Here is a 21,538-nt window from a genome sequence, read left to right on the forward strand (position 1 = left end):
ATCCAGTACGACACCCCGAAATGAATGAAATCCGCGACCGATTTTTTGAGAACGGCTTCAGCGTAGCCCGCAGCTATCGAGACTTTGCAAGGGCTGTCGATAAATCGTCAGTTTCTGACAAGGAGCATTGGTCAGAAGAAGTTCGAAAACAGGCGATATTGAGATCGCCCAAAATCTGTAACATCAGACACTTAAATGATATACAATGTGACATGGCAGCAGCAAGTAAATCTCATCACCAACCATAAATCTGCTGTTCCTGTGGGCATCGACAGGAGAACCGATAGGCCGATCAAAGGATACAAACCTGGAAATTAAGATGCGCGCGCGCAAGATGTGCGTCGCATTGCGATGAGAATTGCAGGGACACTATACATAATTCACTGGTGTTTCCCAGCTACCACCTGCCCACCTGCCCATCTCCCCCATATCTACCATGCTCATTCTGCGTTACCCCGTTGCCGCCGCGCGGCCACCTTTATCTCGACCAGTCCCTCTGGTTCATACAGGCCAGAGACTTCGACGGCGGTCCATGCGGGGAAGGGGGCTTTGATGTAGCGGTTCTTCACTGTCACGAACGGGGTGATTTGCGCCGCGATGTCGGTGTGGAATGTGTCGAACAGGACGACGTCGCCCCAGTCGACACCGGCGCGCTTCAGGATGCTACCGATATGATCGAAGGCGCGGGTGAAGCCGGGCTCCATGCCTTCATCGCCGGGTGCCGGCGCGGCGATGATGCCGGACAAATAGACCATGTCACCGACGATGACCGCTTCGGAATAGCCGACGGCCTCCTGAAAGGCGCGCGCGTCGGCGTTTTCCGGTATCAGCGTTTCGAACGGTTCCTGCGCCGCGGCAGGAAGGGCCGCGATCAGGGACAGGGACAGTGGCAGGGCAAACGCGCCCAAAGCGGCGCATGCTTTGGCGAGGGGACGGGTCATTCGGCTGGTTCCGTCGCGGGCAGGTAAATCTCGCCGCCTTCCTCTTTGAACTTCTCGCTCATCTCGGCCATGCCCTGCTCGTTGGCGGTCATTTCGTCCGTGTTCAGCCTGGCGGCATAGTCGCGGACGTCCTGGGTGATCTTCATCGAACAGAATTTTGGCCCGCACATGCTGCAGAAATGCGCGACCTTGGCGCCCTCCGCCGGCAGCGTCTGGTCGTGATATTGCATGGCGGTTTCGGGGTCGAGCGACAGGTTGAACTGGTCGCGCCAGCGGAAATCGAAGCGGGCGCGGCTGAGAGCGTCGTCGCGCAGCTTCGCGCCGGGGTGGCCCTTGGCGAGGTCGGCGGCGTGGGCGGCGATCTTGTAGGTGATGACGCCGACCTTCACATCGTCGCGGTCAGGGAGACCGAGATGCTCCTTTGGCGTGACGTAGCATAGCATGGCGGTGCCGTACCAGCCGATCTGGGCGGCGCCGATGGCTGACGTGATGTGGTCATAGCCGGGCGCGATATCGGTGGTGAGCGGGCCCAGCGTATAGAAGGGGGCCTCGTGGCACTCCTCCAGCTGCAGGTCCATGTTTTCCTTGATCTTGTTCATGGGGACGTGGCCCGGCCCCTCGATCATGACCTGGCAATCCTGGTCCCAAGCGACCTTTGTGAGTTCGCCAAGCGTCTTCAGTTCGGCGAACTGGCTCTCGTCATTCGCATCGGCAATGGAGCCGGGACGCAGGCCGTCGCCCAGCGAGAAACTGACATCATAGGCGGCGCAGATCTCGCAAATCTCGGCGAAGCGCTCGTACAGGAAGCTCTCCTTGTGATGCGACAGGCACCATTTCGCCATGATGGAGCCGCCGCGCGAAACGATGCCGGTGACGCGCTTTGCCGTCATGGGGACATAGGCCAGACGCACGCCGGCATGGATGGTGAAATAGTCGACGCCCTGCTCGGCCTGCTCGATCAGCGTGTCGCGGAAGATTTCCCAGGTCAGATCCTCGGCCACGCCGCCGACCTTTTCCAGCGCCTGATAAATGGGGACGGTGCCGATGGGAACGGGGGAATTGCGCAGGATCCACTCGCGCGTGTCGTGAATATTCTCGCCGGTCGAAAGGTCCATGACCGTGTCCGCGCCCCAGCGGATGGCCCAGACCATCTTGTCGACTTCGCTGGCGACATCGCTGGCGACCGCGCTGTTGCCGATATTGGCGTTGATCTTGACGAGGAAGTTGCGGCCGATGGCCATCGGCTCGACCTCCGGATGGTTGATATTCACCGGGATGATCGCGCGGCCGCGGGCGACTTCGTCGCGGACGAATTCAGGGGTGACGAGGCCGGGCAGCTGCGCGCCGAAACCCTCGCCGCCCTGCGAGGCCTCCATGGCCTTTTCACGGCCCAGATTCTCGCGAATGGCGACATATTCCATCTCGGGCGTGACAATGCCGCGGCGGGCATAGTGCATCTGCGTGACCTTGCTGCCGGATTTGGCGCGCAGCGGGCGCTGAACGACGTTGGGGAAGGGTAGCGTGCCGGACTTGCGCGTCGGCTTTACGCTATTGTCCTCGGGCTTCACGGCGCGGCCATCGTAACGTTCGACATCGCCGCGCGCCTCGATCCAGGCGGCGCGAACGGTTGCCAGGCCCCGGGTGATGTCGATATCGACGCTGTCATCCGTATAAGGCCCGGTCGGATCATAGACGCGGACGGGCGGTTCCAGCGAGGTCTTCTCAAGCTGGATCTCGCGCACGGGGACGCGGATATCGGGATGCTGCCTGCCGCTCAGGTAGAGCTTGCGACTGGCGGGGAGCGGCCCGGTCGTGACTTTCATTTCGGAAATGTCGCTGGTGTCGGGCAGTTCGGTACGCGCGGGAATGTCGGCCATCAGATTATGCTTCCTCGTCGGGGGACGAGCGGCGCGGACGGCGGGCGCGAACTGCCCGTGGTTCTCCATCCCTACGCCGGTACGACCCGGGTCAGGTTCAAAGGGTTCCGCCGCGGCGGCAGTCTCAGCCCGGAACAGCGGGCACCCCTGGGAACAAATGCTGATCCTAAAATGGGCTTTCGGGCCGTGAGAGTCAATCGGCGGGCGGGTGGTGATCGTGCGGCACATCGGCTCCGAATTTCGCCGGACGGCCGCCATGGGGCACGATCTTCAGATCGCGGGCATAGCGGGCCAGCCGCTCCACGAACGAACGGTCGTGCAGCGGTGTTTTCGCCAATGCTGTGGCCATTTTCAGGCGCAGGGGGGCGACGGCGTCTTTCGCACCGCGCACGCTGGTGCTGCCCAGCGCCGCGATGCTGCTGCGCCTGCGGTCGAGGAAGATATCCTTCTCGAACCGGCCTTTATCCCATTGCAGAACGATATCATCGGGAACGGGTGTCGGTCCGGGCAAATGGCCCGGATAGACCTGCCACGGCACGCGCCAGACATCCTCGTTCAGCCGTCGAAGCAGGTCATTTTGCAGGCGGTGCAGCAACAGATGCTCGATCGGGCTTTCGAACACCGCCCTGATATAGTCGGCATCGAAGAAGGGATGGCTGACCGGCGCGCGGTAAATGTCGATATTTTCGTAATAAGGGTCGCAATGCGTTTCCTGGTCCGTGCGGAGCAGGTACATGCGCAGCCGTGCATCGGGCCATGTCCGGTGGACGTCGGTAAGTTCCGCGACGAGGCGCGCCTCGACTTTGCCGAGCAGGTCATCGCGCGTGGCCGCCGGAAGCAGTTTCGCGAAGCTTAGATATTCCTGCATGCGCCGCGCCGCTTCCTCCCGCGGCGTGCGCCTGCCAAACGCCGCCACGCTTTTGGGTGTCATGTAGATGTGGCCGCACAAGACGCTGCCGCCATCGCCCAGCCACAGCTGGTCCCGCGTATCACTGGCAAGGCGCGGAAGGTTGGCGGCAACCAGCGCGCTGAATGGCATGACCGTCAGCCACGGTGCGGCGTCGACGGCGAAAATATGATGGTCGGTGCCCATGGCCTGCGCCGCCCCAATGCTGAGAACATGATCGGCAAGGCGGGGCGGGGCGACGGCCATGGTGCGCACGGGCTCGCCAAGTTCGCGCAGGGCAAGGACCACCAGCCGGCTGTCAAGACCGCCGGAAAGCGCGGCGTAGCGCAGCTTGCCAGCGTCTCTCAGCCGGCGGCGCACGGCATTGAGGAAGCGGCGCTCGACCAGGGCAAGCGTGTCTTCGAAGCTGCGCTCAATCCGCTCCACTTCGCTCCAGTGAAACCATGCGCGCAGATCAATCCCCGCATGACTGGCGGTTATCGTTTCCCCGCCGCGCAGGCGGCGCATGCAAAGATAGGGGCTGTTGCTGGCGCGGCGCTGTCCGGCGATGAGCGTTTCCGCCGCCGAGACGGGATCCACTTTCAGCCGGTCACCCAGCATCGCCATCAGCGTTCTGAGATTGCTGGCAAAAGCAAAAAGATGATCGTCATGATAGATATGTATCGGCCGGGTTCCGACATGACCCGCGGCCAGGCGAAAGCTGCCGTCAGCGCGCAGCGCCGCGGCGGAATATTCGCCTTTCGCCCTGTGCAGGACATCGTCACCGTCACCCATCAGACCTATCGCCAGCGCGGCACGGCCGGTATTCAAATCGCTGCTGTCGGAAGTCTGCGTCTCGGTTACGACAGGGTCGCCGGCAACGAAACAACGCCCGCCATTATGGGATCGGCAGGCCCCGTCAGCCGGCGTCGATACATAGGTCGCAAAGACCGAGGTATCGACCTGTTCAACCCTGATTTCGTCCGCGGGATCGCGCGAAAGGTTGCGCAGCGCAGCGTTGAGGGTACCGAAATCCTGCGGCGAAAGTCCGCCGGGCGCCAGCTCTCGATAGCCCGCAAAACCACTCATCGCGCGATCGCCGTTTCGCTGGCGGACCCGGTATTAGTCATCCTGCCTTTTCCTGCGCAGCTTCTGCCGAACGGTCTGCAAAACTCCGCCGCCATAAAGAAGAATATTCGCCCGCAATTTCTGCAAAAGTCCGCCGCCATAGTGAAGAATGTTCGCCTCCAGACCATCCTGCGGTCGGCCCGCCATACGCCACAGGACGGACGTGACGATCGTGTAGATGATGATGCCGAGCGCAACATAAGGCAGGGTCCACAGCAACGTCAAAGCGGAACCGAGCGTCGCGGGATCATAGGTGCGGGGCAGCAGGAACAGCGCCGCCGCCATCACCGATGTCGCCACGGCCGGACGAAAAGCGGTCGCCAGCATCGTCAGTATGGACATACCGATCATGCCGCGCAGAAAGAACATATTGAAGATCACGCGGATCAGACGAACGACGCCCACGGCCAGAACACCGCCCAACAGACCCTGCTCCAGCATCGCATAATAGATGAGCGGCCAGCTGATCACGGCGAGGATCACGGCGCGGTAGAAAATGCCGCGCAGCTTTTGTAGCGCCATGGCCAGGCTGTCGACCACGGCGATCGACATGGTGAGCGCGCCCACCGGGGCGAGCACCTGAACGATATAGGCGTCGTCGAGCCACTTTTCCCCGACCAGCACCATCAGCGCCTCGGGCGCGAACAGGGCGAGACCGACGCCAAGAGGCAGGGAAATGCCGAACAGCGTGCCCATCGCGGTCTTTACACTGCGGATCAGCCGTTCGCGGTCGTTCTTGACCGCGCCGAAGCCCGGAAACAGCGTCTGGCGCAGCGGCGCGGTGATTTCGGCCAGGGCAAGGTCCGACACCTCTTTGCCCATGGTGTAACTGCCGACGGGATCCGTGCCAAGATAGCGACCGAACAGGATGCTACCGGCCGACTCCTGCAATTGTGTCGCCATGCCCGCAAATGTGAGCCACGATCCGTAGCTGAAGAATATGCGCCATTCCGACAGACTAAACCATGGGCGGATCGGCACGCGCCACCAGGTGAGCACACTCTCGACGGAGCGGGAGGCAATCATGCCGATGACGATGGCCCAGTAGCTTTCCAGAATGAAAGCGGCTGAGACGGTAAAGATTCCGGCGACGATCTGCGCGACGGTGACGCGCCAGAACTCCTTCGAAAAGTCCACATTGCGCTGGTAGAGGAAGAATGCCGGGTTCTTCAGCCCGTCGAAGATGAGGACGACGGATAGCCAGCGGCAGACGTCCCGCAAGGCAGGCGCGTTGAAATAGTCGGCGATCGGGTCGGCGGCGAAAAACAGCATTGCGGCGATGATGATGCCGCGGAGCACCTGGATGGTGAACGCGGTACTGATATGGCGCTCGTCGATATCGTCGAGCGCGATGAGCGCGCTGGTGATGCGGACGTCGCTGAATACCTGAAGGAGGGCGATCGGAACCAGCGCCAGCGCGGCGATGCCATAGTCCGTCTCCGTCAGCAGGCGGCCAAGCACAGCGAGGTTGATAACAGATATGAAGCGCACGATGAGGCGCGCACCGGCGAGGAACATCGCCCCTTGCAGGACGCGTCCGCCGACATTCTCGTCGCTGCGTTCGAATTGAACCATCTGTGTCGACCTCGGGCAGGCGCATTTGTCGCACCGTGCCGGGGGATAGCCCCTTACATCCTAATATGCCGGAAACGCCGCCCCTAACCGAGAATCGCGATCAGGGGAAAAGGAAAAATGCCCGTTACAGATAGTATTTCATGCGAATGACCTGTTCGGTTTCGCCGGTCAGGGCAAAGCGCACTTTGGCATATTTCGGCGGGCCGAAGGGCGCGCTGGCATTGTTGGAGAAGCCGACGCCCTCCGACGGCAGGCCCATGAAGCCCTTGTCGAGGCGGCGATTGTCATTTTCGTCGTGAATGACCGAGATGCCATAATTGCCCGGCGGCAGGTCGGTGACATCGACCGTGACGGTTTCCGCCGCTGGCGCCGCAAGGCGCGTCACGCCGCTGTTTTTCCTGCAGTCGGGGAATCCATCGCCGTTCGACCACAGACACACGCGGACATGGCCCTGGCTGGAACGAAGCCCGTGCAGGGTCAAATGCAGGCGCGGCCCTGCCTCGGCAGGTGTATCCGCAGGTACGGTTGCGGGGGCCGGGGAGTTTACAGTCTCCGCGGACGGCGCGGCGTCCAGCGCCATCGCCGCCGCAGCACAAGGAAGCAGGACCAGCAGCTTTTGAATGTTCACCGAGATATTTCCCATCGCCTTTACATCGTCACGCCAGACAGTGCGGATGGCGCCGACCGGTGCGCCGCCCCTTCGTTATCGAGGCGACTCATACGGCCAAATGCCTGCGCTACGATGACGCAGGTAGCATCAAGCGCCCGAACGTGCGGTTAACAGGACGGGCCGCTTCGTCGCTTCGTGTTAGGTGCGCTCGCGGGCGCGCCGTTCGTCTTTTCCGAAATCATGTGCGAGACCCTCATCCGTGCCGCAAAGCTGATCCCAGAAGCGGAAGTACAGGCCGTAATTGCTGTTATATTTCTGGTGGTGCCGATGATGATGAGATGCTGTGATCATGATATCGCCAAAGCGGCCATCCAGCCAGCGCCGCGGAAACATCTCCCATCCCAGATGGTTCGTGACGCCGAAAAAAGTGGCGATGGCGAGTACCGCGCCCAGCGCGCCGATGTGGATCGGAATGACGTAGACCAGGGCAGGGATCAGGACGGCGCCCGACAGGGACTCCGTCCAGTGAAAGCTCATCGCGGCCCACGCGGTCGGCGGGCGGCTGTCATGATGAACCTTGTGCATAACCGGAAACAGGCGGCGTCCATGCATGGCGCGGTGGGTCCAGTAAAACCAGGTGTCGTGCAGGAACAGATAGATGAACGCGCTGAGCGGAAGGTACCAAAGCGGGTAGTCGGCAATGTCGGTATAAACCAGCGTCCAGCCAAATTCGCGCCACGTCCAGAAGGCGAGCGCCGCGGGCGCGGCATAGCAAAGTGCCGCGATCAATGACCATCGCCGCTCCGCGCGCTGCTGTTTCCGCGACCGCGCGGAGGCGTGCAGGCCGGGGCGTGCGCGAGACGTGACGAACGCGAAGGCGCCTGACACTGTGAGATAGCGAAGCGCGATGATGGCGGTGAAGCCAAGGATAAGGAGGAGAAGGGAAACCACGAGGTCCGCTTACCTCTTCTCCCGCGATGCGAGAAGGTGCCTTCCCGCCGCGCGGCACCCGGCGCAGCAATGGCAAGGATCCTCGGCGGGCGGAGCGGCCCTAAAGCTCTTTCCATTCCGTCACCGGTTTCGTTAGGGCACCGGATATGCGTGATTTTGATCTGATCCTTGCAGGTGGCGGGCTGGCGGCCGGGCTGATCGCCATGCGCATGGCAGATGTGCGTCCCGGCGTGTCGGTGGGCATCGTTGAAGCAGGCGACACGATCGGCGGCGATCATATCTGGTCAAGCTTTGACACCGATGTGCGCGGGCCGCAGCGCATGTGGACACAGGAGCTGTATGCGCATCGCTGGGACGACGGATATGATGTGAGGTTTCCGCGTTTCGAGCGGACGCTGCGCACGCCCTATGCCAGCGCGCGGTCGGACCTGCTGGACAAGGCGGTCAGGGCGCGCCTGGACCAGGGCGCGCTGATGCTGGGCAAGCGTGTCGAGGCACTGACGCCGACCATGGTGCGCCTGGAGGACGGGCAGGTCCTGAAGGCGGGGGCGGTGATCGACTGCCGCGGTCAGGGCCGCGCGAAACACCTGAAACTCGCCTGGCAGAAATTCGTCGGGCTGGAAATCGAGTGCGACGTTCCGCACGGGCGCACGCGGCCCACCGTGATGGATGCGACGGTCGACCAGCTGGGCGGCTACAGGTTCGTCTATGTGCTGCCGTTTTCGGAAACGAGGCTGCTGGTCGAGGACACCTATTATACCGACGGGCCCGAGCTGGCGGACGATGTCGTGTTGCAGCGCGTGCGCGACTATGTCGCCCGGATGGCTGTGGGGCCGTATCGCGAGGAGCGTGCCGAACGCGGCGTGCTGCCGATCGCGCTTGACGGCGACATAGACGCGCACTGGGCCGAGGATGACATGCCCAAGGCCGGCATGGCGGCAGCGCTCTTCAATCCGATCACAGGCTATAGTTTTTCCGATGCTGTCGCGACCGCCGACATGCTGAAATCGACGCCGCGCCTCGACGCGGGGCCGGTGTTTCAGGCGCTGAGGGACCACAGCATCGCACGCTGGAAGGAGCGCGCCTTCTACCGCCTGCTGAACCGGATGATGTTCGAAGCGGCCACGCCTGAGACACGTTATCGTACCCTGCAACATTTTTACGCACTGGACGAAGGGCTGGTGGAACGCTTTTACGCGAGTCGCTCCACGAAGGCGGACATGGTGCGGATCCTGTCGGGGGAACCGCCGGTCCCGGTTGGAAAGGCGCTGGGTGTGCTGGCGCGTTCGATACCGAAGATCCGGCTGCGGCCACGATGGCGGAGCCGGGACGAGGAGTAGGGATCGGCCGCGCAAGGCACGATCCTCATCACCCCGCGCGAAGTCGAGGGACGCATGAAGGCTCCGCGGTGATTTGGGCGCGTCCCTCGACTTCGCTCGGGATGATATAATTTTTAGGGTGCTGCTTCAGCAGCGATAGATCGGAATTTTTGAATGTCCAAAGTCGCAGTTATCGGTGCCGGATTTGGCGGGCTGGCGCTGGCCGTCCGGCTGCAGTCAGCGGGTCATCAGGTCACGCTGATCGAGGCGCGGGACAAGCCCGGCGGGCGCGCTTATGTCTGGGAGCGTGACGGCTACACCTTCGACGCGGGGCCGACGGTTGTCACCGATCCGCCCTGTCTTGAGGAACTGTTCGAACTGTCCGGCCGCAAGATGGCCGATTATGTCGAGATGGTACCGGTACAACCCTTCTACCAGCTGCACTGGGAAGACGGCCGGAAGTTCGACTATACGAACGATGATGAGAAGCTGTATTCGCAGATCGCCGCGCGGTCGGAGGCCGACGCGGCGGGGTATCGCGAGTTCATGGAATATGCGAAAAACGTCTACCGCGAAGGCTATGTAAAGCTGGGGCATGAGGCGTTTCTGGACTTCAAGTCCATGATTTCCGCCGCGCCCGCGCTGATCAAATATGAGGCGTATCGAAGCGTCTATTCCATCGTTTCGCGCTACATCAAGGACGAGCAGCTGCGTCAGGCGTTCAGCTTTCATACGCTGCTGGTCGGCGGCAACCCTTATAAGACAAGCGCCATTTACGCGCTGATCCATGCGCTGGAAAAGCAGGACGGCGTGTGGTTCCCGAGGGGGGGCACACACGCGCTGGTACGCGGCCTGGTGAACCTGTTCACGGACCTTGGCGGCACGGTGCTGCTCAGTAATGCCGTCGAGGAAATCGAAACCGAAGGCAATAGGGCAAGCGCGGTCGTCATGAAGGATGGCACGCGTGAACGCTTCGACGCGGTCGCCTCGAACGGCGATATCGTCCATACGTATGAGAAGCTGCTGGGGCGGCATCCGCGCGGGAAGAAGGGCGCGAGGGCGCTAAAGCGGAAGCGCTTCTCGCCCTCGCTATTCGTGCTCTATTTCGGTGTGAAGGGGACGTATGACGATGTCCCGCACCACAATATCCTGTTCGGCGAGCGCTATAAGGGCCTGCTCGACGAGATTTACGGGTCGACGGAATTGCCGGACGATTTCAGCCTGTATCTGCATCATCCAACGGCCACCGACCCGTCGCTGTCGCCGCCGGGATGTTCGACTTTCTACGTCCTCGCGCCCGTGCCGCATATGGGCAAGTTCGAGAAGGACTGGGATGAGGTCGCCGAAGGCTATGGCGACAAGATCCTGGACTATCTGGAAGCGCATCTGTTGCCCGGCCTGAAGGACCGCATCGAGGTTCGCCATCACTTCACGCCAAAGGATTTCGGCCGGGAACTGAATGCGCACCTTGGCAGCGCCTTCAGCCTGGAGCCGGTGCTGTGGCAATCGGCCTATTTCCGCGTACACAACCGCGACGACGTCGTGAAAAACCTGTATTTCGCGGGCGCGGGCACGCACCCTGGCGCCGGTATTCCGGGCGTGGTCGGATCAGCGAAGGCGACCGCGAAGCTGATGCTGGAGGATCTGGCGGCGAACACCGGGTGATCCCGCTTTTTGCAGGCACGTCGTGCGTCCCTCGACTTCGCTCGGGATGATACGAAGGGGATTTTGCAAAACGCGATTTTCATCATCCCGAACGAAGTCGAGGGACGCACGATCTTGATGCCACGCGCCAATCGACTAGACGATGCGGCATGACCACCGACCTTGACCGCTGGGCGGCGCAATCCATTGCCAGGGGCTCGAAATCCTTTGCCCTTGCCTCGCGCCTGTTCGACGCGGAAACGAAACGCCGCGTGCGGCTGCTTTATGCGTGGTGCCGACACTGCGATGATGTCGTCGACGGGCAAGAGGGCGGGCGCGGGACTGTCGAGAGCGTTGACAGCGCACTGGAACGCCTCGGCACGCTGCGCGCGCGAACGGCGGCGGGCCTGGCTGATCCGGCGAGCGAAACGGGCGCCTTCGCGGCGATCGGCCTGGTGGCGGCGGAAACCGGCCTGCCGCATGAACTGCCGATGCGGCATTTGGATGGCTTTGCGATGGATGCGCATGATCGGCGCTATCGGTCGCTGACAGACCTCCTCGATTATTGCGAGCATGTGGCGGGCGTCGTCGGGCGCATGATGGCGGTCGTCATGGGCGTGGCCGCGGACCGGACGGACGTGCTTGTGCGCGCGGCGGATCTGGGTCTGGCGTTCCAGATCACCAATATCTGCCGCGATGTGCTGGAGGATGCCGCGAATGGGCGCTGTTATCTGCCCGAGGAAATGCTGGCGGCGCGGGGCGTGACGCCGGGCGATATTGCGCGGCCGGAACATCGCGGCGCGCTGACCGAAGTCACGCGTGAACTGCTGGTGCTGGCGGACGATTATTATGAGAGCGCGCGCATCGGTGCGACCCATCTGCCACCAAAAGCCGCGTGGGCGGTGCTGACCGCCGAGAAAGTGTACCGGGCGATCGGGCACAAGGTGCGGGCCGCCGGACCAGCGGCGTGGGACGTGCGGCAGCATACCGGTTCATGGGAAAAAATCGGTATGCTGATGATGGCGAGGCGCGAGGCGAAGGCCGCGGCGCTGTGCCTCGATGACCGCGCCGATCTGTGGACATATGGCGACACGCCGCCTTGGCGCGAACCTCAATCCCCCTTAGGTGAACTGGTATGACGAAGCGCGCGCAAAGCACGACCGGGCTGACCATTGCCGCCATTTTCATGGTGTCGTGGCTAAGCCTGCATTTTGCCGCGATTTTCCTGATCGATCTGGCGGACCAGACGGTTTGGCCGCTGATCATCCTGGTCGCCGTACAGACCTGGCTGTCGACGGGTCTGTTCATCACCGCGCATGACGCAATGCACGGCGCGCTGGCGCCGAGCTTTCCAAGGCTGCAACGCTGGACCGGCATGACCGCGCTGATGATCTATGCCGGGCTGGATTACCGCCAGATGGAGCCTGCGCATTTTGAGCATCACCGCAATGTCGGCACTGCGCAGGACCCTGATTTCAACGCCGATGATCCGAGGCGTTTCGTTCCGTGGCTGACGCGTTTTTTCACGGGCTATTACACGCACGGGCAGCTGCTGAGAATTACGCTGGTGGCGCTGATCTATCTGCTGCTGGGCGCGAACCTGCTGAATATTGTGCTGTTCTGGGCGGTGCCCGCAGTGCTGGCGCTGTTGCAACTGTTCACTTTCGGCACATGGCTGCCGCACCGGCATGCGGATGACGCCTTTCCGGATCGTCACAGGGCCCGGTCGAACAGGCTGCCCGAACTGCTGTCACTGCTGACCTGCTTTCACTTTGGCGGCTATCACCACGAACATCATTTGTTTCCGTCCGACCCCTGGTGGCGCTTGCCCGCACGAAGAAAGCGGGAAAGGTCGAAGGCCGCGGGATATATTGCGGGGTAGGGTCCCGAGCTTCTATTTGCCCAAATCGACGTTCCGCAATCCTCCCATCCCCGATCATCCTGAGCGCAGTCGAAGGCGGATCGGATTTGGGGTATGGCAGCCGCCAATTCTCGACGCAGTCTAACGCAGGTCGAAGCGCTTACGGTAATCGCCAAGCCGCTCGTCGATCGCGCCAGCGCTTAGGCCGAATTCCTCCAACGTGTAACGATGCGGTGTCTTCAGGTGCGTCCTGGCCGCACGCCGGGAATAGTCACGCATGGCCGCCAGTGGCGCAGGCCCGGTACCCAGCCAGTCGTAAATCCGCGCGATCTCACGCTCCCAATCCTCATTCATCTCGTGAAACCGCACATCGATGGCCGGGACGTCCGGACGAGCGTTGCGAAAACGCTGCGCGGCATCCACACGAAACGCGGTCTTGTGCAGCCATTCCTGTCCGCACCATGCCTTCGTCACCGTCTCCGACTGGATCATCATATAGTTCCACGCCAGCGATGCCGCCGATGCGGTGACGGCGTGCGGATCGCGGTGGATGAACATCAGCCGCGCATCCGGAAAGATCTCCAGCAACGCGGGCAGGTCCTGCATATATTGCGGCGTCTTCATGATCCATGGCCGCTTCGGATCGCCGCCGCGCATATGTCCGGTCAACTGCATCCAGCGTTTCAGCCAGCGATAGGCATGCGTCTGCGGCGTCTGCTCCATCCAGCGCGCCCAGGACGGAACCGGACGCTGGCTCTCGATCTGCGCACCGCTGATCGCGAGTTCGAGCACCGGAAGTTCTTCCTCTGCGTCCAAGGGATCGCCGGGATGGATACGGCGCAGTTCGGGGTTCAGCCGGTCCAGCGCGAATTGCAGCACGCGGGTTTCCGCGATGCGCGCCGTGCGCCCACCCGGCACAGGTGCCAGCGCCTCGTAAAGCCGCGTGCAGGTGAACCTGTCATCGCAGGCGAGCAGGCGTTGCAGCCGTGTCGTGCCGCTGCGCATGGGGCCAACGATGACGATGGGGGCGGCGATGGCGCGTTTGGTGATTTCCGGGTTCGCCGCGATCAACGCTTCACAGCGCAAACGCTGGGTCAGCACGCGGACCATACCGCCATAGGACATCACCCTGCCCAGCGGCGACAGGCCTGCCTCACTTTCAAGGACATCACAAAGCCGCTTCAGGCGTTCGGGCAGGTCGGGGTCACCAAAGTCGCTCAGCCCGGTTTTGCGGACGGCATCGGCGATCATATTGTCGGCCGTAAAGACAGGCGGCGGCGCAAGGCCCTTATCCCACAATTTCGGAAATGCCTGATTTGCCAGCCGAACAAGGCGGCCAGGCCGCCCGCCGCCGTTCACGCGGTTTTCGTATTGCTACTGCCGGGCGCGCGCAGCTTCGCCTGATTGGCAGCCAGCTGCGCCTTCAGCGTGCGAACCGGCGGTGCGTAAAGAAACCCGAAACTGACTGTGCCGTGTTTCGAACTGGCGGCGTGATGCAGTTTGTGCGCCTGCACTATGCGCTTCATCCACGCGGACTTGGGCACATAGCGATTAGGGAGGCGCTGGTGCACCATCAGGTCGTGAAACACAAAGTAAATCAAGCCGTAAAGGGAAATTCCCAGACCTATCCACGCTAGACCGACCCAGTAACCGAGCTGTGTCCCCATGAAAATGCACGCGATCGACGGCAGCGCGAACATGACACCGAACCAGTCGTTCTTTTCAAAAGTGCCGATGCGCGGTTCATGATGGGATTTGTGCAGGCTCCACAAAAAGCCGTGCATGACCCAGCGGTGCATCACGTAAGCGAATCCCTCCATGAAGAGGACAGTAGCGAACGCGAGGAGGAGGCCGGTCAATATGGACATCTTACCGCACTATATAGCGCCTGAAGAATATCAATGCACCCTGCACCACCTGCGACGCGTTGACCGGCGTGATGGAACGCGCGGCGCTTGAGCGGGAATGGTTTGAACTGACGCGGGATGTGCTGCCAGGCATGGCACAGACGCGTGGCTGGCCGGTGTTCCGGGATCACTGTTTTCAGCGCATCTGCCTGGACAATCTGTTCGGAGGCGTCTGGTACGATTTCATTCGGGAGCGGCCCGCCTATCGCGCATTGACCGAGGCGCAGTTGCACGCCGCTGTCGCACTTGCCCGGGAAATTGCCGCGTGCCGCGCTGACCTTTCGGAGTTGAACAGCAGGAGCCTGTCATGGCGCGGAAAATTGGCCCGCTAAGGTGAGCGGACCGGCAATCAGCGTAGGTTCATCAATGGCGGGGCAGGACGGGACCTCTGCCTATGTTGAGGAGACGAGCGTGATGCGTTTTGCCAAATTGTTGCCCGCGGCGGCGATCACTGGACTGGTCCTGACCACCGCCTGCCGTCCGCACCCCGACGCTGTCGAGATGATGCTGGGTGCGAAGGGGCTGAGCGCTGAACAGGCGTCGTGCGTGGCGACTGGTCTTGACCGGATGAGCGATGATGACTGGGCAACACTGGCGGCCCTGGCGGTGGATGCCGGAATGAGCCGGGATGATTTCGAGAACATGACGATCGGCGATCTGAAAGCGCGCCTCGCGCTGCTCGGCGATGGTCAGCTGGTGATGACGGTGATGCGCACGGGGCTTGGCTGCATGATCATGTATGGCGGTACGGAAACGCTCTAGGAACGGCCGCCCGGCCCATCCAATGTGCATATGCCCTCCCGCCCGGATGCGGGGCGGGAGGGCGTGTTCTCAATATTTTACGCCGCCAGGTTTCTGAGGACGTAGTGCAGGATGCCGCCATTCCTGTAATATTCCAGCTCGTTGCGGGTGTCGATGCGGCAGAGGGCGGTGAACGTGCCGGTGGTGCCATCGGCGCGTTCGAAATCGACGGTGATGTCCTGACGCGGTTCCAGACTGGACAGGCCGCGGACCGTGTAGGTTTCGTCGCCCGTCAGACCAAGCGTTTCACGGCTCTGACCTTCCTTGAACTGCAGCGGAAGCACGCCCATGCCGACCAGGTTGGACCGGTGGATGCGCTCGTAGCTTTCCACGATAACCGCCCGTACACCAAGGAGGATCGTGCCCTTGGCGGCCCAGTCGCGGGACGAGCCTGTGCCGTACTCTTTCCCGCCGATGACGACCAGCTGCGTGCCGTCCTGCTGGTAGCGCATGGCGGCGTCGTAGATGGGCATGGTTTCGCCCGTGGGGATGTATTTGGTGACGCCGCCCTCGGTGCCGGGGACCATCTGGTTTTTGATGCGGATGTTGGCGAAGGTGCCACGCATCATGACCTCGTGATTGCCGCGGCGGGAGCCGTAGGAGTTGAAGTCGGCCTTCGCAACCTGATGATTTGAAAGATATTCTCCGGCTGGCGAGTCCTGCTTGATCGCGCCGGCGGGGGAGATGTGGTCGGTGGTGATGGAATCCCCGAACACCGCGAGCGCCCGCGCGCCGATGATGTCGGCGGGGTCCGTTATGTCCATGCTCATGCCCGTGAAGTAGGGCGGGTTCTGCACATAAGTTGACGCCGAGTTGAACTGATAGACCCGCCCGCCGGTGACATCGATGCCCTGCCAGCGCGCGTCGCCGGTAAAGACCTGGCCGTACCGCGCCTTGAACATGTCGGGCGACAGGGCGCCCTCGACCATGTCCTTCACCTCGCGGTTGGTGGGCCAGATGTCGCGCAGATAGACGGGATTGCCATCGCGGTCCTCGCCCAGCGGATCGACGCTCAGGTCCTTGCGCACCGTTCCGGCAAGCGCGAAGGCCACGACGAGCGGCGGCGAGGCGAGATAGTTGGCGCGCACGTCGGGCGACACGCGCCCCTCAAAATTGCGATTGCCCGACAGGACGGACGAGGCGACCAGATCATTATCGTTGATCGCCTTTGAAATCGGCGCGGGCAAAGGCCCGGAATTGCCGATACAGGTGGTGCAGCCATAGCCGACCAGATCGAAGCCGAGCGCGTCGAGATCCTGCGTCAGCCCGGTCTTGTCGAGATAATCGGTCACGACCTGCGACCCGGGCGCGAGCGAGGTTTTCACCCACGGTTTCACGTCCATGCCCTTTTCGAGCGCCTTGCGCGCCACCAGACCCGCGGCGATCAGCACGTCGGGATTGGAGGTGTTGGTGCAGCTGGTGATGGCGGCGATGACGGTGTCGCCGTGTCCAAGATCGTAATTCTCGCCCGCGACAGGCACGCGGCGGTCAAGCTCGTCCCCCTTTTTGAACTGGCCCCGCAGCTCTTTGGTGAATTCCCGGTCCATCGCGGTCAGGCCGACGCGGTCCTGCGGACGCTTCGGTCCGGCCAGCGACGCCTCGACAGTCGAGAGGTCAAGCTCAAGCGTGTCGGTGAACACGGGGTCCGCGCTCGTCTCGTCATGCCACATGCCCTGCGCCCTGGCATAGGCCTCAACCAGGTCACAGCGCCAGTCCTCACGCCCCGTGAAGCGCATGTAACGGATGGTTTCCGCGTCGATGGGGAAGAAGCCGCAGGTCGCGCCATATTCCGGCGCCATATTGGCGATGGTCGCGCGGTCGGCCAGCGTCAGCTTCGAGAGGCCGGGGCCGTAAAATTCGACGAACTTGCCGACAACGCTCTTTTCGCGCAGCATCTGGACGACGGTCAGGACGAGGTCGGTGGCGGTGATCCCCTCCGACACTTCACCGTTCAGCTTGAACCCGACCACTTCGGGGATCAGCATGGAAACGGGCTGGCCCAGCATGGCCGCCTCCGCCTCGATCCCGCCCACGCCCCAGCCAAGGACGCCAAGGCCGTTGATCATGGTCGTGTGGCTGTCGGTGCCGACCAGCGTGTCGGGATAGGCGACGGTCGCGCCCGAACTGTCCTCGGACGTCCAGACGGCCTGACCCAGATATTCCAGATTCACCTGGTGGCAGATGCCGGTGCCCGGGGGGACGACGCGGAAATTGCGGAACGCTTGGCTTCCCCATTTCAGGAACTCGTAGCGCTCTTTGTTCCGCTCATATTCCAGCTCGACATTATGCTCGAACGCCTGCGGCGTGCCGAATTCATCGACCATGACGGAATGATCGATGACGAGGTCGACGGGCACCATCGGATTGATGGACTCCGCCTCGCCGCCCAGCTTCATGACGGCATCGCGCATGGCGGCGAGATCGACGACGGCGGGCACGCCGGTGAAATCCTGCATCAGGACACGGGCCGGGCGATACTGAATCTCGCGATTGACACGCCCCTCGGCCAGGAAGGTCGCGAACGCCTTCACATCCTCAGCGCCGACCGTGTCGCCCGCATCCTCGAACCGCAGCATGTTTTCGAGGAGCACCTTCATGCTGAAGGGCAGGCGGTCCAGATTGCCAAACTGCTCCGCCGCCGCGGCGAGCGAATAATAGGCAAAGGTCTGGCCGTTTACATCAAGGGTCTTGCGGGTCTTGAGCGTGTCGCTGCCGATCTGGGTCATAAAAAGCTTTCGTCGAAAAGTGATCCTTTTCGCCGGATGGGGACTCGCATGGAGCGGGGGACCCGGCGGGCTTGGCCGGGGTGTAGCAGAGGGGGAGGGGAGGGGGAAGGGTGGGGGTATCGTATTCGGACAAGATATGCGTTCACTATTCGTTCTTTGCCTCTTGATTAAATTCGGGGTACGATTAGGACAATCTGTCCAAAGAGGGTCGCAGGAGATGATGAATGCTCGATAAAGCTGGCGCTTTCGCCGATCTTGTCGAAAAAGGCGGATTTTCCATTGACGAAGCGGCAGATATTCTCGATGTAAATCCAAGAACAATAAGACGTTACATCACAGGCGCGACGAAACGCATACCGATGCCGCTATTTGACCGGCTGGAGACCGAAACACATATTCGCCGGAAGCGTCGAGAGCCTGAGAAGGTTCTATTTTCATTTATTGATCTGTTTGCCGGAATTGGAGGTATCCGCCGACCTTTTGAGGAGATTGGCGGCAGATGCATTTTCACGTCGGAATGGGATCGGTTTGCGCGTGAAACCTACGCTGCTAACTTCCCGGAAACACTCGACTCCGGGCACGAACTGGCGGGTGATATTCGACCTTATGCGGCAAATCCGTCACGCGTTCCAAAGCATGACGTTCTGCTGGCAGGTTTTCCGTGTCAGCCTTTTTCCATTGCGGGTGTTTCAAAGAAAAATGCCCTCGGAAGGCCGCACGGTTTCCTCTGTGACACACAGGGAACATTATTCCATGACCTTGCGAAGATCATCGCTTATCATCGCCCATCTGCATTTCTTCTTGAAAATGTCAAAAATCTGGAGCGGCACGATGGCGGTAAAACCTTCGCCACCATCATGAATGTTCTGGAGAACGAACTTGGCTACACGGTGAAACGCAGGGTTATCAGTTCGGAACCATGGGTACCTCAGAAACGTGAGCGCATTTTTATTGCAGGTTTTCGCGAGGAGACTGCATTCAGTTTTGAGGACGTGGACGTTCCTGAAGTCGGCCAACACCTGCTAGGCGACATCCTTGATGATGACGTGCCTGACAAATACACCCTGACCGCGCACATGTGGAATTATCTTCAGGGATATAAAAAGAAACACCAAGCCGCAGGCAATGGGTTTGGTTTTTCGCTGTTTGGTCCAACGGATGTTACCCGGACACTTTCCGCGCGCTATTACAAGGACGGGTCCGAGATCCTCATAAAACAGGACGGGCCAATACCGCGCCGACTGACCCCGCGCGAGTGCGCACGGCTTATGGGTTTTGATGCTCCCGGCGAAAGCAGCTTCGTTATTCCGGTATCAGATACGCAAGCATATCGTCAATTTGGTAACGCGGTTGTCATGCCAGTTGTCCGGGCTGTTGCCGAGGCCATGCAGCCGCATATCCTGTCTGCCGTAAATACGGACGCGGCGGAGAAGCGCGAAGTTATTGCTGCCTAGTCATGGCGGACATTGTTTCGCCAAAAACCCGCAGCTGGATGATGGCAGGGATCACCGGGAAAGATACAAAGCCTGAGGTACAGCTCCGCTCCGCGCTGCATCGTAGAGGCTTCCGGTTCCGACTACATGGCAGGGGACTGCCAGGGAAACCGGATCTTGTATTTCGCAGGCACGGAGCGGTTTTGTTTGTCAACGGCTGTTTCTGGCACGGGCATGACTGTCACCTGTTCCGGCTTCCCGCTACCCGTACCGAGTGGTGGCGCGATAAGATTGAGGCGACAAAAGCGCGCGACAGCGCGCAGTGCGCTGCACTTCAGAATGATGGCTGGCGCGTCGGCACGATATGGGAGTGCGCAATGCGGGGCCGCTCCCGCATTGGGCTGGACGAGGTGGCGGAGCGTTGCGCTATATGGCTCCAAGGCAATGACGAGAGGCTTGAGGTTTATGGACATAAAAAGGGGGCAACTGTCTGACTATTTTGATGGGGTAGGCGTGAAACGGCTGTCGGCAGTTGACGCAGAGCCAAAGACATCGAACCAGCATGAAATCGGCGTCACGAAAGACATGCGTGAGCAGTTTCTCGGCGAGACAAAAACGGTATTTCCGGCGACGTACATCTGGCTTGGAGGTGACCAGGATGGATTTACGGCTGATGGAACCGCCACTTATTATGATGCTCGCGAGAACCAGTACCATCGCGCGGCGGAATGGCGGCTTTACTATCCGCCGAACCCTGTCACGGAGACGATGAGCGCGGGCGACACACTGTTTCTAGCAAAACAGAAAGACGGCACGCTCTACTTTATTGTCGCGGCAGCGGGATCGACCAGTGAAAGCCAGCTGGAATGGCTGTTCGGGCTTGCGCCGAATGACGGTAGATTCGTGTCACGTGAGGTTATGACCGATGGCGGAGAAGAGCTGGATTTTGGCGCTCGGTTCATTCTCGACGAACTGGGGATAGAGTTTGAAGAGCCAGAAGCCGACAAACTGGACACAATCATCGAGCGCTTCGGCCTGATTTTTCCCAAAACGGTCATATTCTCCGATCTTGCCCGCCAGACTCTGCCCGCTATCAATGCAGCTGAAGACCCCGATTTTGCGCTCATGGCGTGGCTGGACCATGAGGAAGCCATGTTCCGACGTCTGGAGCGCCGAATAGTTGGAGAGCGCCTTCATGAGGGGTTTGCTGGAGAAGACGGCGCGGATGTGGATGGTTTTCTAAAATTTTCTCTTGGCGTCCAAAACCGCCGCAAGTCCCGCATGGGACATTCGCTGGAGAACCACCTTGAGGCTGTATTCCGAGCGACCGCGCTGCCCTATCAGCGCGGTGCGGTGACGGAGCATGGTCACAGGCCCGACTTTTTATTCCCAAATCTTGCCGCTTATTCCGCCGCAGCTATTCCTTCGAACTCAGTGATGATGCTTGGCGCGAAATCGAGCTGCAAGGATCGCTGGCGTCAAGTGCTCTCGGAAGCAGAAAAGATCCCGCGCAAGCACCTTCTCACACTGGAACCAGGTATATCCAAGCAGCAGACTGACCAGATGGAATCAATGAGCCTACAGCTGGTGATCCCGGAGCAAATTCATGGTAGCTATGCATCTGATCAAAAGTCGTGGTTGTGGAGCCTCGCCGCATTTATTGATGCCGTCCGATCCAATTTAGCTGCGCCTGCGAACATTAGCTGAAAGCGTTCTGCACAGGGCGACTTCGAGTTACGAGGCGAGTTATGGAGACACTATAATTAGATAATTAATTCAGTGATGGTTTGTGCTGGTCGTTCGTAGTGGCTGCCTTACCCAGGTTTCGGTGTGGGGATGGGTATATACGCTCGGCTCTGCCTCGCGCCCCTCTCCGGCC

At 61.0% G+C, this 21,538-nt stretch carries 19 protein-coding genes and 1 riboswitch; of the genes, 10 read left to right on the forward strand and 9 right to left on the reverse strand.

All coding sequences use genetic code 11. The features are described 5' to 3' along the window. The coding region (locus KCG44_RS13965) for a hypothetical protein (RefSeq protein ID WP_218446737.1) at positions 1-248 on the forward strand (248 nt) is incomplete at its 5' end. 192 nt (positions 249-440) lie between these two features. On the opposite strand, the gene KCG44_RS13970 is transcribed toward KCG44_RS13965, so the two are convergent. The 6 genes from KCG44_RS13970 to KCG44_RS13995 all read right to left on the reverse strand — a co-directional run bounded on the left by KCG44_RS13970 (position 441) and on the right by KCG44_RS13995 (position 7,968). Continuing rightward, complete coding sequence (locus KCG44_RS13970; RefSeq protein WP_218446738.1) at positions 441-941, reverse strand: Rid family hydrolase; 501 nt, start codon at positions 939-941, stop codon at positions 441-443. Continuing rightward, the gene (gene thiC / locus KCG44_RS13975) at positions 938-2,818 is read right to left on the reverse strand and encodes a phosphomethylpyrimidine synthase ThiC (RefSeq protein WP_218446739.1); all 1,881 of its coding nucleotides are present in this window, start codon (positions 2,816-2,818) and stop codon (positions 938-940) included. The genes KCG44_RS13970 and thiC overlap by 4 nt, the downstream gene beginning before the upstream one ends. Before the next feature lie 51 nt (positions 2,819-2,869). Further along, a riboswitch (TPP riboswitch) is annotated at positions 2,870-2,977 on the reverse strand. 34 nt (positions 2,978-3,011) lie between these two features. Further along, positions 3,012-4,793: an asparagine synthase-related protein gene (locus KCG44_RS13980; RefSeq protein ID WP_218446740.1), complete on the reverse strand. Its 1,782-nt coding sequence runs from the start codon at positions 4,791-4,793 to the stop codon at positions 3,012-3,014. A 33-nt stretch (positions 4,794-4,826) separates the two neighbouring features. Next, positions 4,827-6,407, reverse strand: a complete 1,581-nt coding sequence (locus KCG44_RS13985) for a lipopolysaccharide biosynthesis protein (RefSeq protein WP_218446741.1) — start codon at positions 6,405-6,407, stop codon at positions 4,827-4,829. Between the two features lie 124 nt (positions 6,408-6,531). Further along, complete coding sequence (locus KCG44_RS13990) at positions 6,532-7,035, reverse strand: DUF2141 domain-containing protein (protein ID WP_218446742.1); 504 nt, start codon at positions 7,033-7,035, stop codon at positions 6,532-6,534. Positions 7,036-7,215: 180 nt separating this feature from the next. Then, positions 7,216-7,968, reverse strand: a complete 753-nt coding sequence (locus tag KCG44_RS13995) for a sterol desaturase family protein (protein ID WP_218446743.1) — start codon at positions 7,966-7,968, stop codon at positions 7,216-7,218. Between the two features lie 146 nt (positions 7,969-8,114). Here KCG44_RS13995 and crtY point away from each other — a divergent pair, with 146 nt between their 5' ends. The 4 genes from crtY to KCG44_RS14015 all read left to right on the forward strand — a co-directional run bounded on the left by crtY (position 8,115) and on the right by KCG44_RS14015 (position 12,813). Then, positions 8,115-9,308, forward strand: coding sequence for a lycopene beta-cyclase CrtY (gene crtY / locus KCG44_RS14000; RefSeq protein ID WP_218446744.1), 1,194 nt, complete (start codon positions 8,115-8,117; stop codon positions 9,306-9,308). A gap of 153 nt (positions 9,309-9,461) precedes the next feature. Continuing rightward, positions 9,462-10,952 (forward strand): phytoene desaturase, encoded by a 1,491-nt coding sequence (locus tag KCG44_RS14005; protein WP_218446745.1) that lies wholly within the window; start codon positions 9,462-9,464, stop codon positions 10,950-10,952. Positions 10,953-11,101: 149 nt separating this feature from the next. Beyond that, on the forward strand, positions 11,102-12,070 hold the full coding sequence (locus KCG44_RS14010; protein WP_218446746.1) for a phytoene/squalene synthase family protein: 969 nt from the start codon (positions 11,102-11,104) through the stop codon (positions 12,068-12,070). After that, a complete protein-coding gene (locus tag KCG44_RS14015) occupies positions 12,067-12,813 on the forward strand; it encodes a fatty acid desaturase (protein ID WP_218446747.1) in 747 nt (248 codons plus the stop codon). Before KCG44_RS14010 ends, KCG44_RS14015 begins: the two co-directional genes overlap by 4 nt. A gap of 120 nt (positions 12,814-12,933) precedes the next feature. Here the strand turns inward: KCG44_RS14015 and KCG44_RS14020 are convergent, their stop codons facing one another. After that, positions 12,934-14,151, reverse strand: coding sequence for a sulfotransferase family protein (locus KCG44_RS14020; protein WP_218446748.1), 1,218 nt, complete (start codon positions 14,149-14,151; stop codon positions 12,934-12,936). Beyond that, positions 14,148-14,660, reverse strand: a complete 513-nt coding sequence (locus KCG44_RS14025; RefSeq protein ID WP_218446749.1) for a sterol desaturase family protein — start codon at positions 14,658-14,660, stop codon at positions 14,148-14,150. The genes KCG44_RS14020 and KCG44_RS14025 overlap by 4 nt, the downstream gene beginning before the upstream one ends. Positions 14,661-14,731: 71 nt before the next feature. Between KCG44_RS14025 and KCG44_RS14030 the strand changes: the two genes are divergently transcribed. Beyond that, complete coding sequence (locus KCG44_RS14030) at positions 14,732-15,031, forward strand: GCN5-related N-acetyltransferase (RefSeq protein WP_218446750.1); 300 nt, start codon at positions 14,732-14,734, stop codon at positions 15,029-15,031. An 82-nt stretch (positions 15,032-15,113) separates the two neighbouring features. Further along, positions 15,114-15,461, forward strand: a complete 348-nt coding sequence (locus KCG44_RS14035) for a hypothetical protein (RefSeq protein ID WP_218446751.1) — start codon at positions 15,114-15,116, stop codon at positions 15,459-15,461. Between the two features lie 77 nt (positions 15,462-15,538). Here KCG44_RS14035 and acnA read toward each other — a convergent pair whose 3' ends face one another. Continuing rightward, positions 15,539-18,226, reverse strand: coding sequence for an aconitate hydratase AcnA (gene acnA / locus KCG44_RS14040; protein WP_218446752.1), 2,688 nt, complete (start codon positions 18,224-18,226; stop codon positions 15,539-15,541). A 224-nt stretch (positions 18,227-18,450) separates the two neighbouring features. On the opposite strand from acnA, the gene dcm reads away from it, so the two are divergent. The 3 genes from dcm to KCG44_RS14055 are packed head-to-tail and all read left to right on the forward strand — an operon-like array spanning position 18,451 to position 21,366. Next, positions 18,451-19,680, forward strand: a complete 1,230-nt coding sequence (gene dcm / locus KCG44_RS14045) for a DNA (cytosine-5-)-methyltransferase (protein WP_218446753.1) — start codon at positions 18,451-18,453, stop codon at positions 19,678-19,680. A 2-nt stretch (positions 19,681-19,682) separates the two neighbouring features. After that, entirely contained in the window at positions 19,683-20,153 is a 471-nt protein-coding gene (locus KCG44_RS14050; protein ID WP_218446754.1) for a very short patch repair endonuclease, read from the forward strand. Next, positions 20,125-21,366 (forward strand): type II restriction endonuclease, encoded by a 1,242-nt coding sequence (locus tag KCG44_RS14055; RefSeq protein WP_218446755.1) that lies wholly within the window; start codon positions 20,125-20,127, stop codon positions 21,364-21,366. Before KCG44_RS14050 ends, KCG44_RS14055 begins: the two co-directional genes overlap by 29 nt. The last annotated feature ends 172 nt before the right edge of the window (positions 21,367-21,538 follow it).

The organism is Pacificimonas pallii (genome assembly GCF_019204005.1).
GTDB lineage: Bacteria > Pseudomonadota > Alphaproteobacteria > Sphingomonadales > Sphingomonadaceae > Pacificimonas > Pacificimonas pallii.

Bases quoted from the DNA above. Each gene is read 5' to 3' on its own strand.
- KCG44_RS13970 (WP_218446738.1), bottom strand. From the start codon at position 941: ATGACCCGTCCCCTCGCCAAAGCATGCGCCGCTTTGGGCGCGTTTGCC.
- thiC (WP_218446739.1), bottom strand. From the start codon at position 2,818: ATGGCCGACATTCCCGCGCGTACCGAACTGCCCGACACCAGCGACATT.
- KCG44_RS13980 (WP_218446740.1), bottom strand. From the start codon at position 4,793: ATGAGTGGTTTTGCGGGCTATCGAGAGCTGGCGCCCGGCGGACTTTCG.
- KCG44_RS13985 (WP_218446741.1), bottom strand. From the start codon at position 6,407: ATGGTTCAATTCGAACGCAGCGACGAGAATGTCGGCGGACGCGTCCTG.
- crtY (WP_218446744.1), top strand. From the start codon at position 8,115: ATGCGTGATTTTGATCTGATCCTTGCAGGTGGCGGGCTGGCGGCCGGG.
- KCG44_RS14005 (WP_218446745.1), top strand. From the start codon at position 9,462: ATGTCCAAAGTCGCAGTTATCGGTGCCGGATTTGGCGGGCTGGCGCTG.
- KCG44_RS14010 (WP_218446746.1), top strand. From the start codon at position 11,102: ATGACCACCGACCTTGACCGCTGGGCGGCGCAATCCATTGCCAGGGGC.
- KCG44_RS14015 (WP_218446747.1), top strand. From the start codon at position 12,067: ATGACGAAGCGCGCGCAAAGCACGACCGGGCTGACCATTGCCGCCATT.
- KCG44_RS14025 (WP_218446749.1), bottom strand. From the start codon at position 14,660: ATGTCCATATTGACCGGCCTCCTCCTCGCGTTCGCTACTGTCCTCTTC.
- KCG44_RS14030 (WP_218446750.1), top strand. From the start codon at position 14,732: ATGGAACGCGCGGCGCTTGAGCGGGAATGGTTTGAACTGACGCGGGAT.
- KCG44_RS14035 (WP_218446751.1), top strand. From the start codon at position 15,114: ATGCGTTTTGCCAAATTGTTGCCCGCGGCGGCGATCACTGGACTGGTC.
- acnA (WP_218446752.1), bottom strand. From the start codon at position 18,226: ATGACCCAGATCGGCAGCGACACGCTCAAGACCCGCAAGACCCTTGAT.
- dcm (WP_218446753.1), top strand. From the start codon at position 18,451: ATGCTCGATAAAGCTGGCGCTTTCGCCGATCTTGTCGAAAAAGGCGGA.
- KCG44_RS14050 (WP_218446754.1), top strand. From the start codon at position 19,683: ATGGCGGACATTGTTTCGCCAAAAACCCGCAGCTGGATGATGGCAGGG.
- KCG44_RS14055 (WP_218446755.1), top strand. From the start codon at position 20,125: ATGGACATAAAAAGGGGGCAACTGTCTGACTATTTTGATGGGGTAGGC.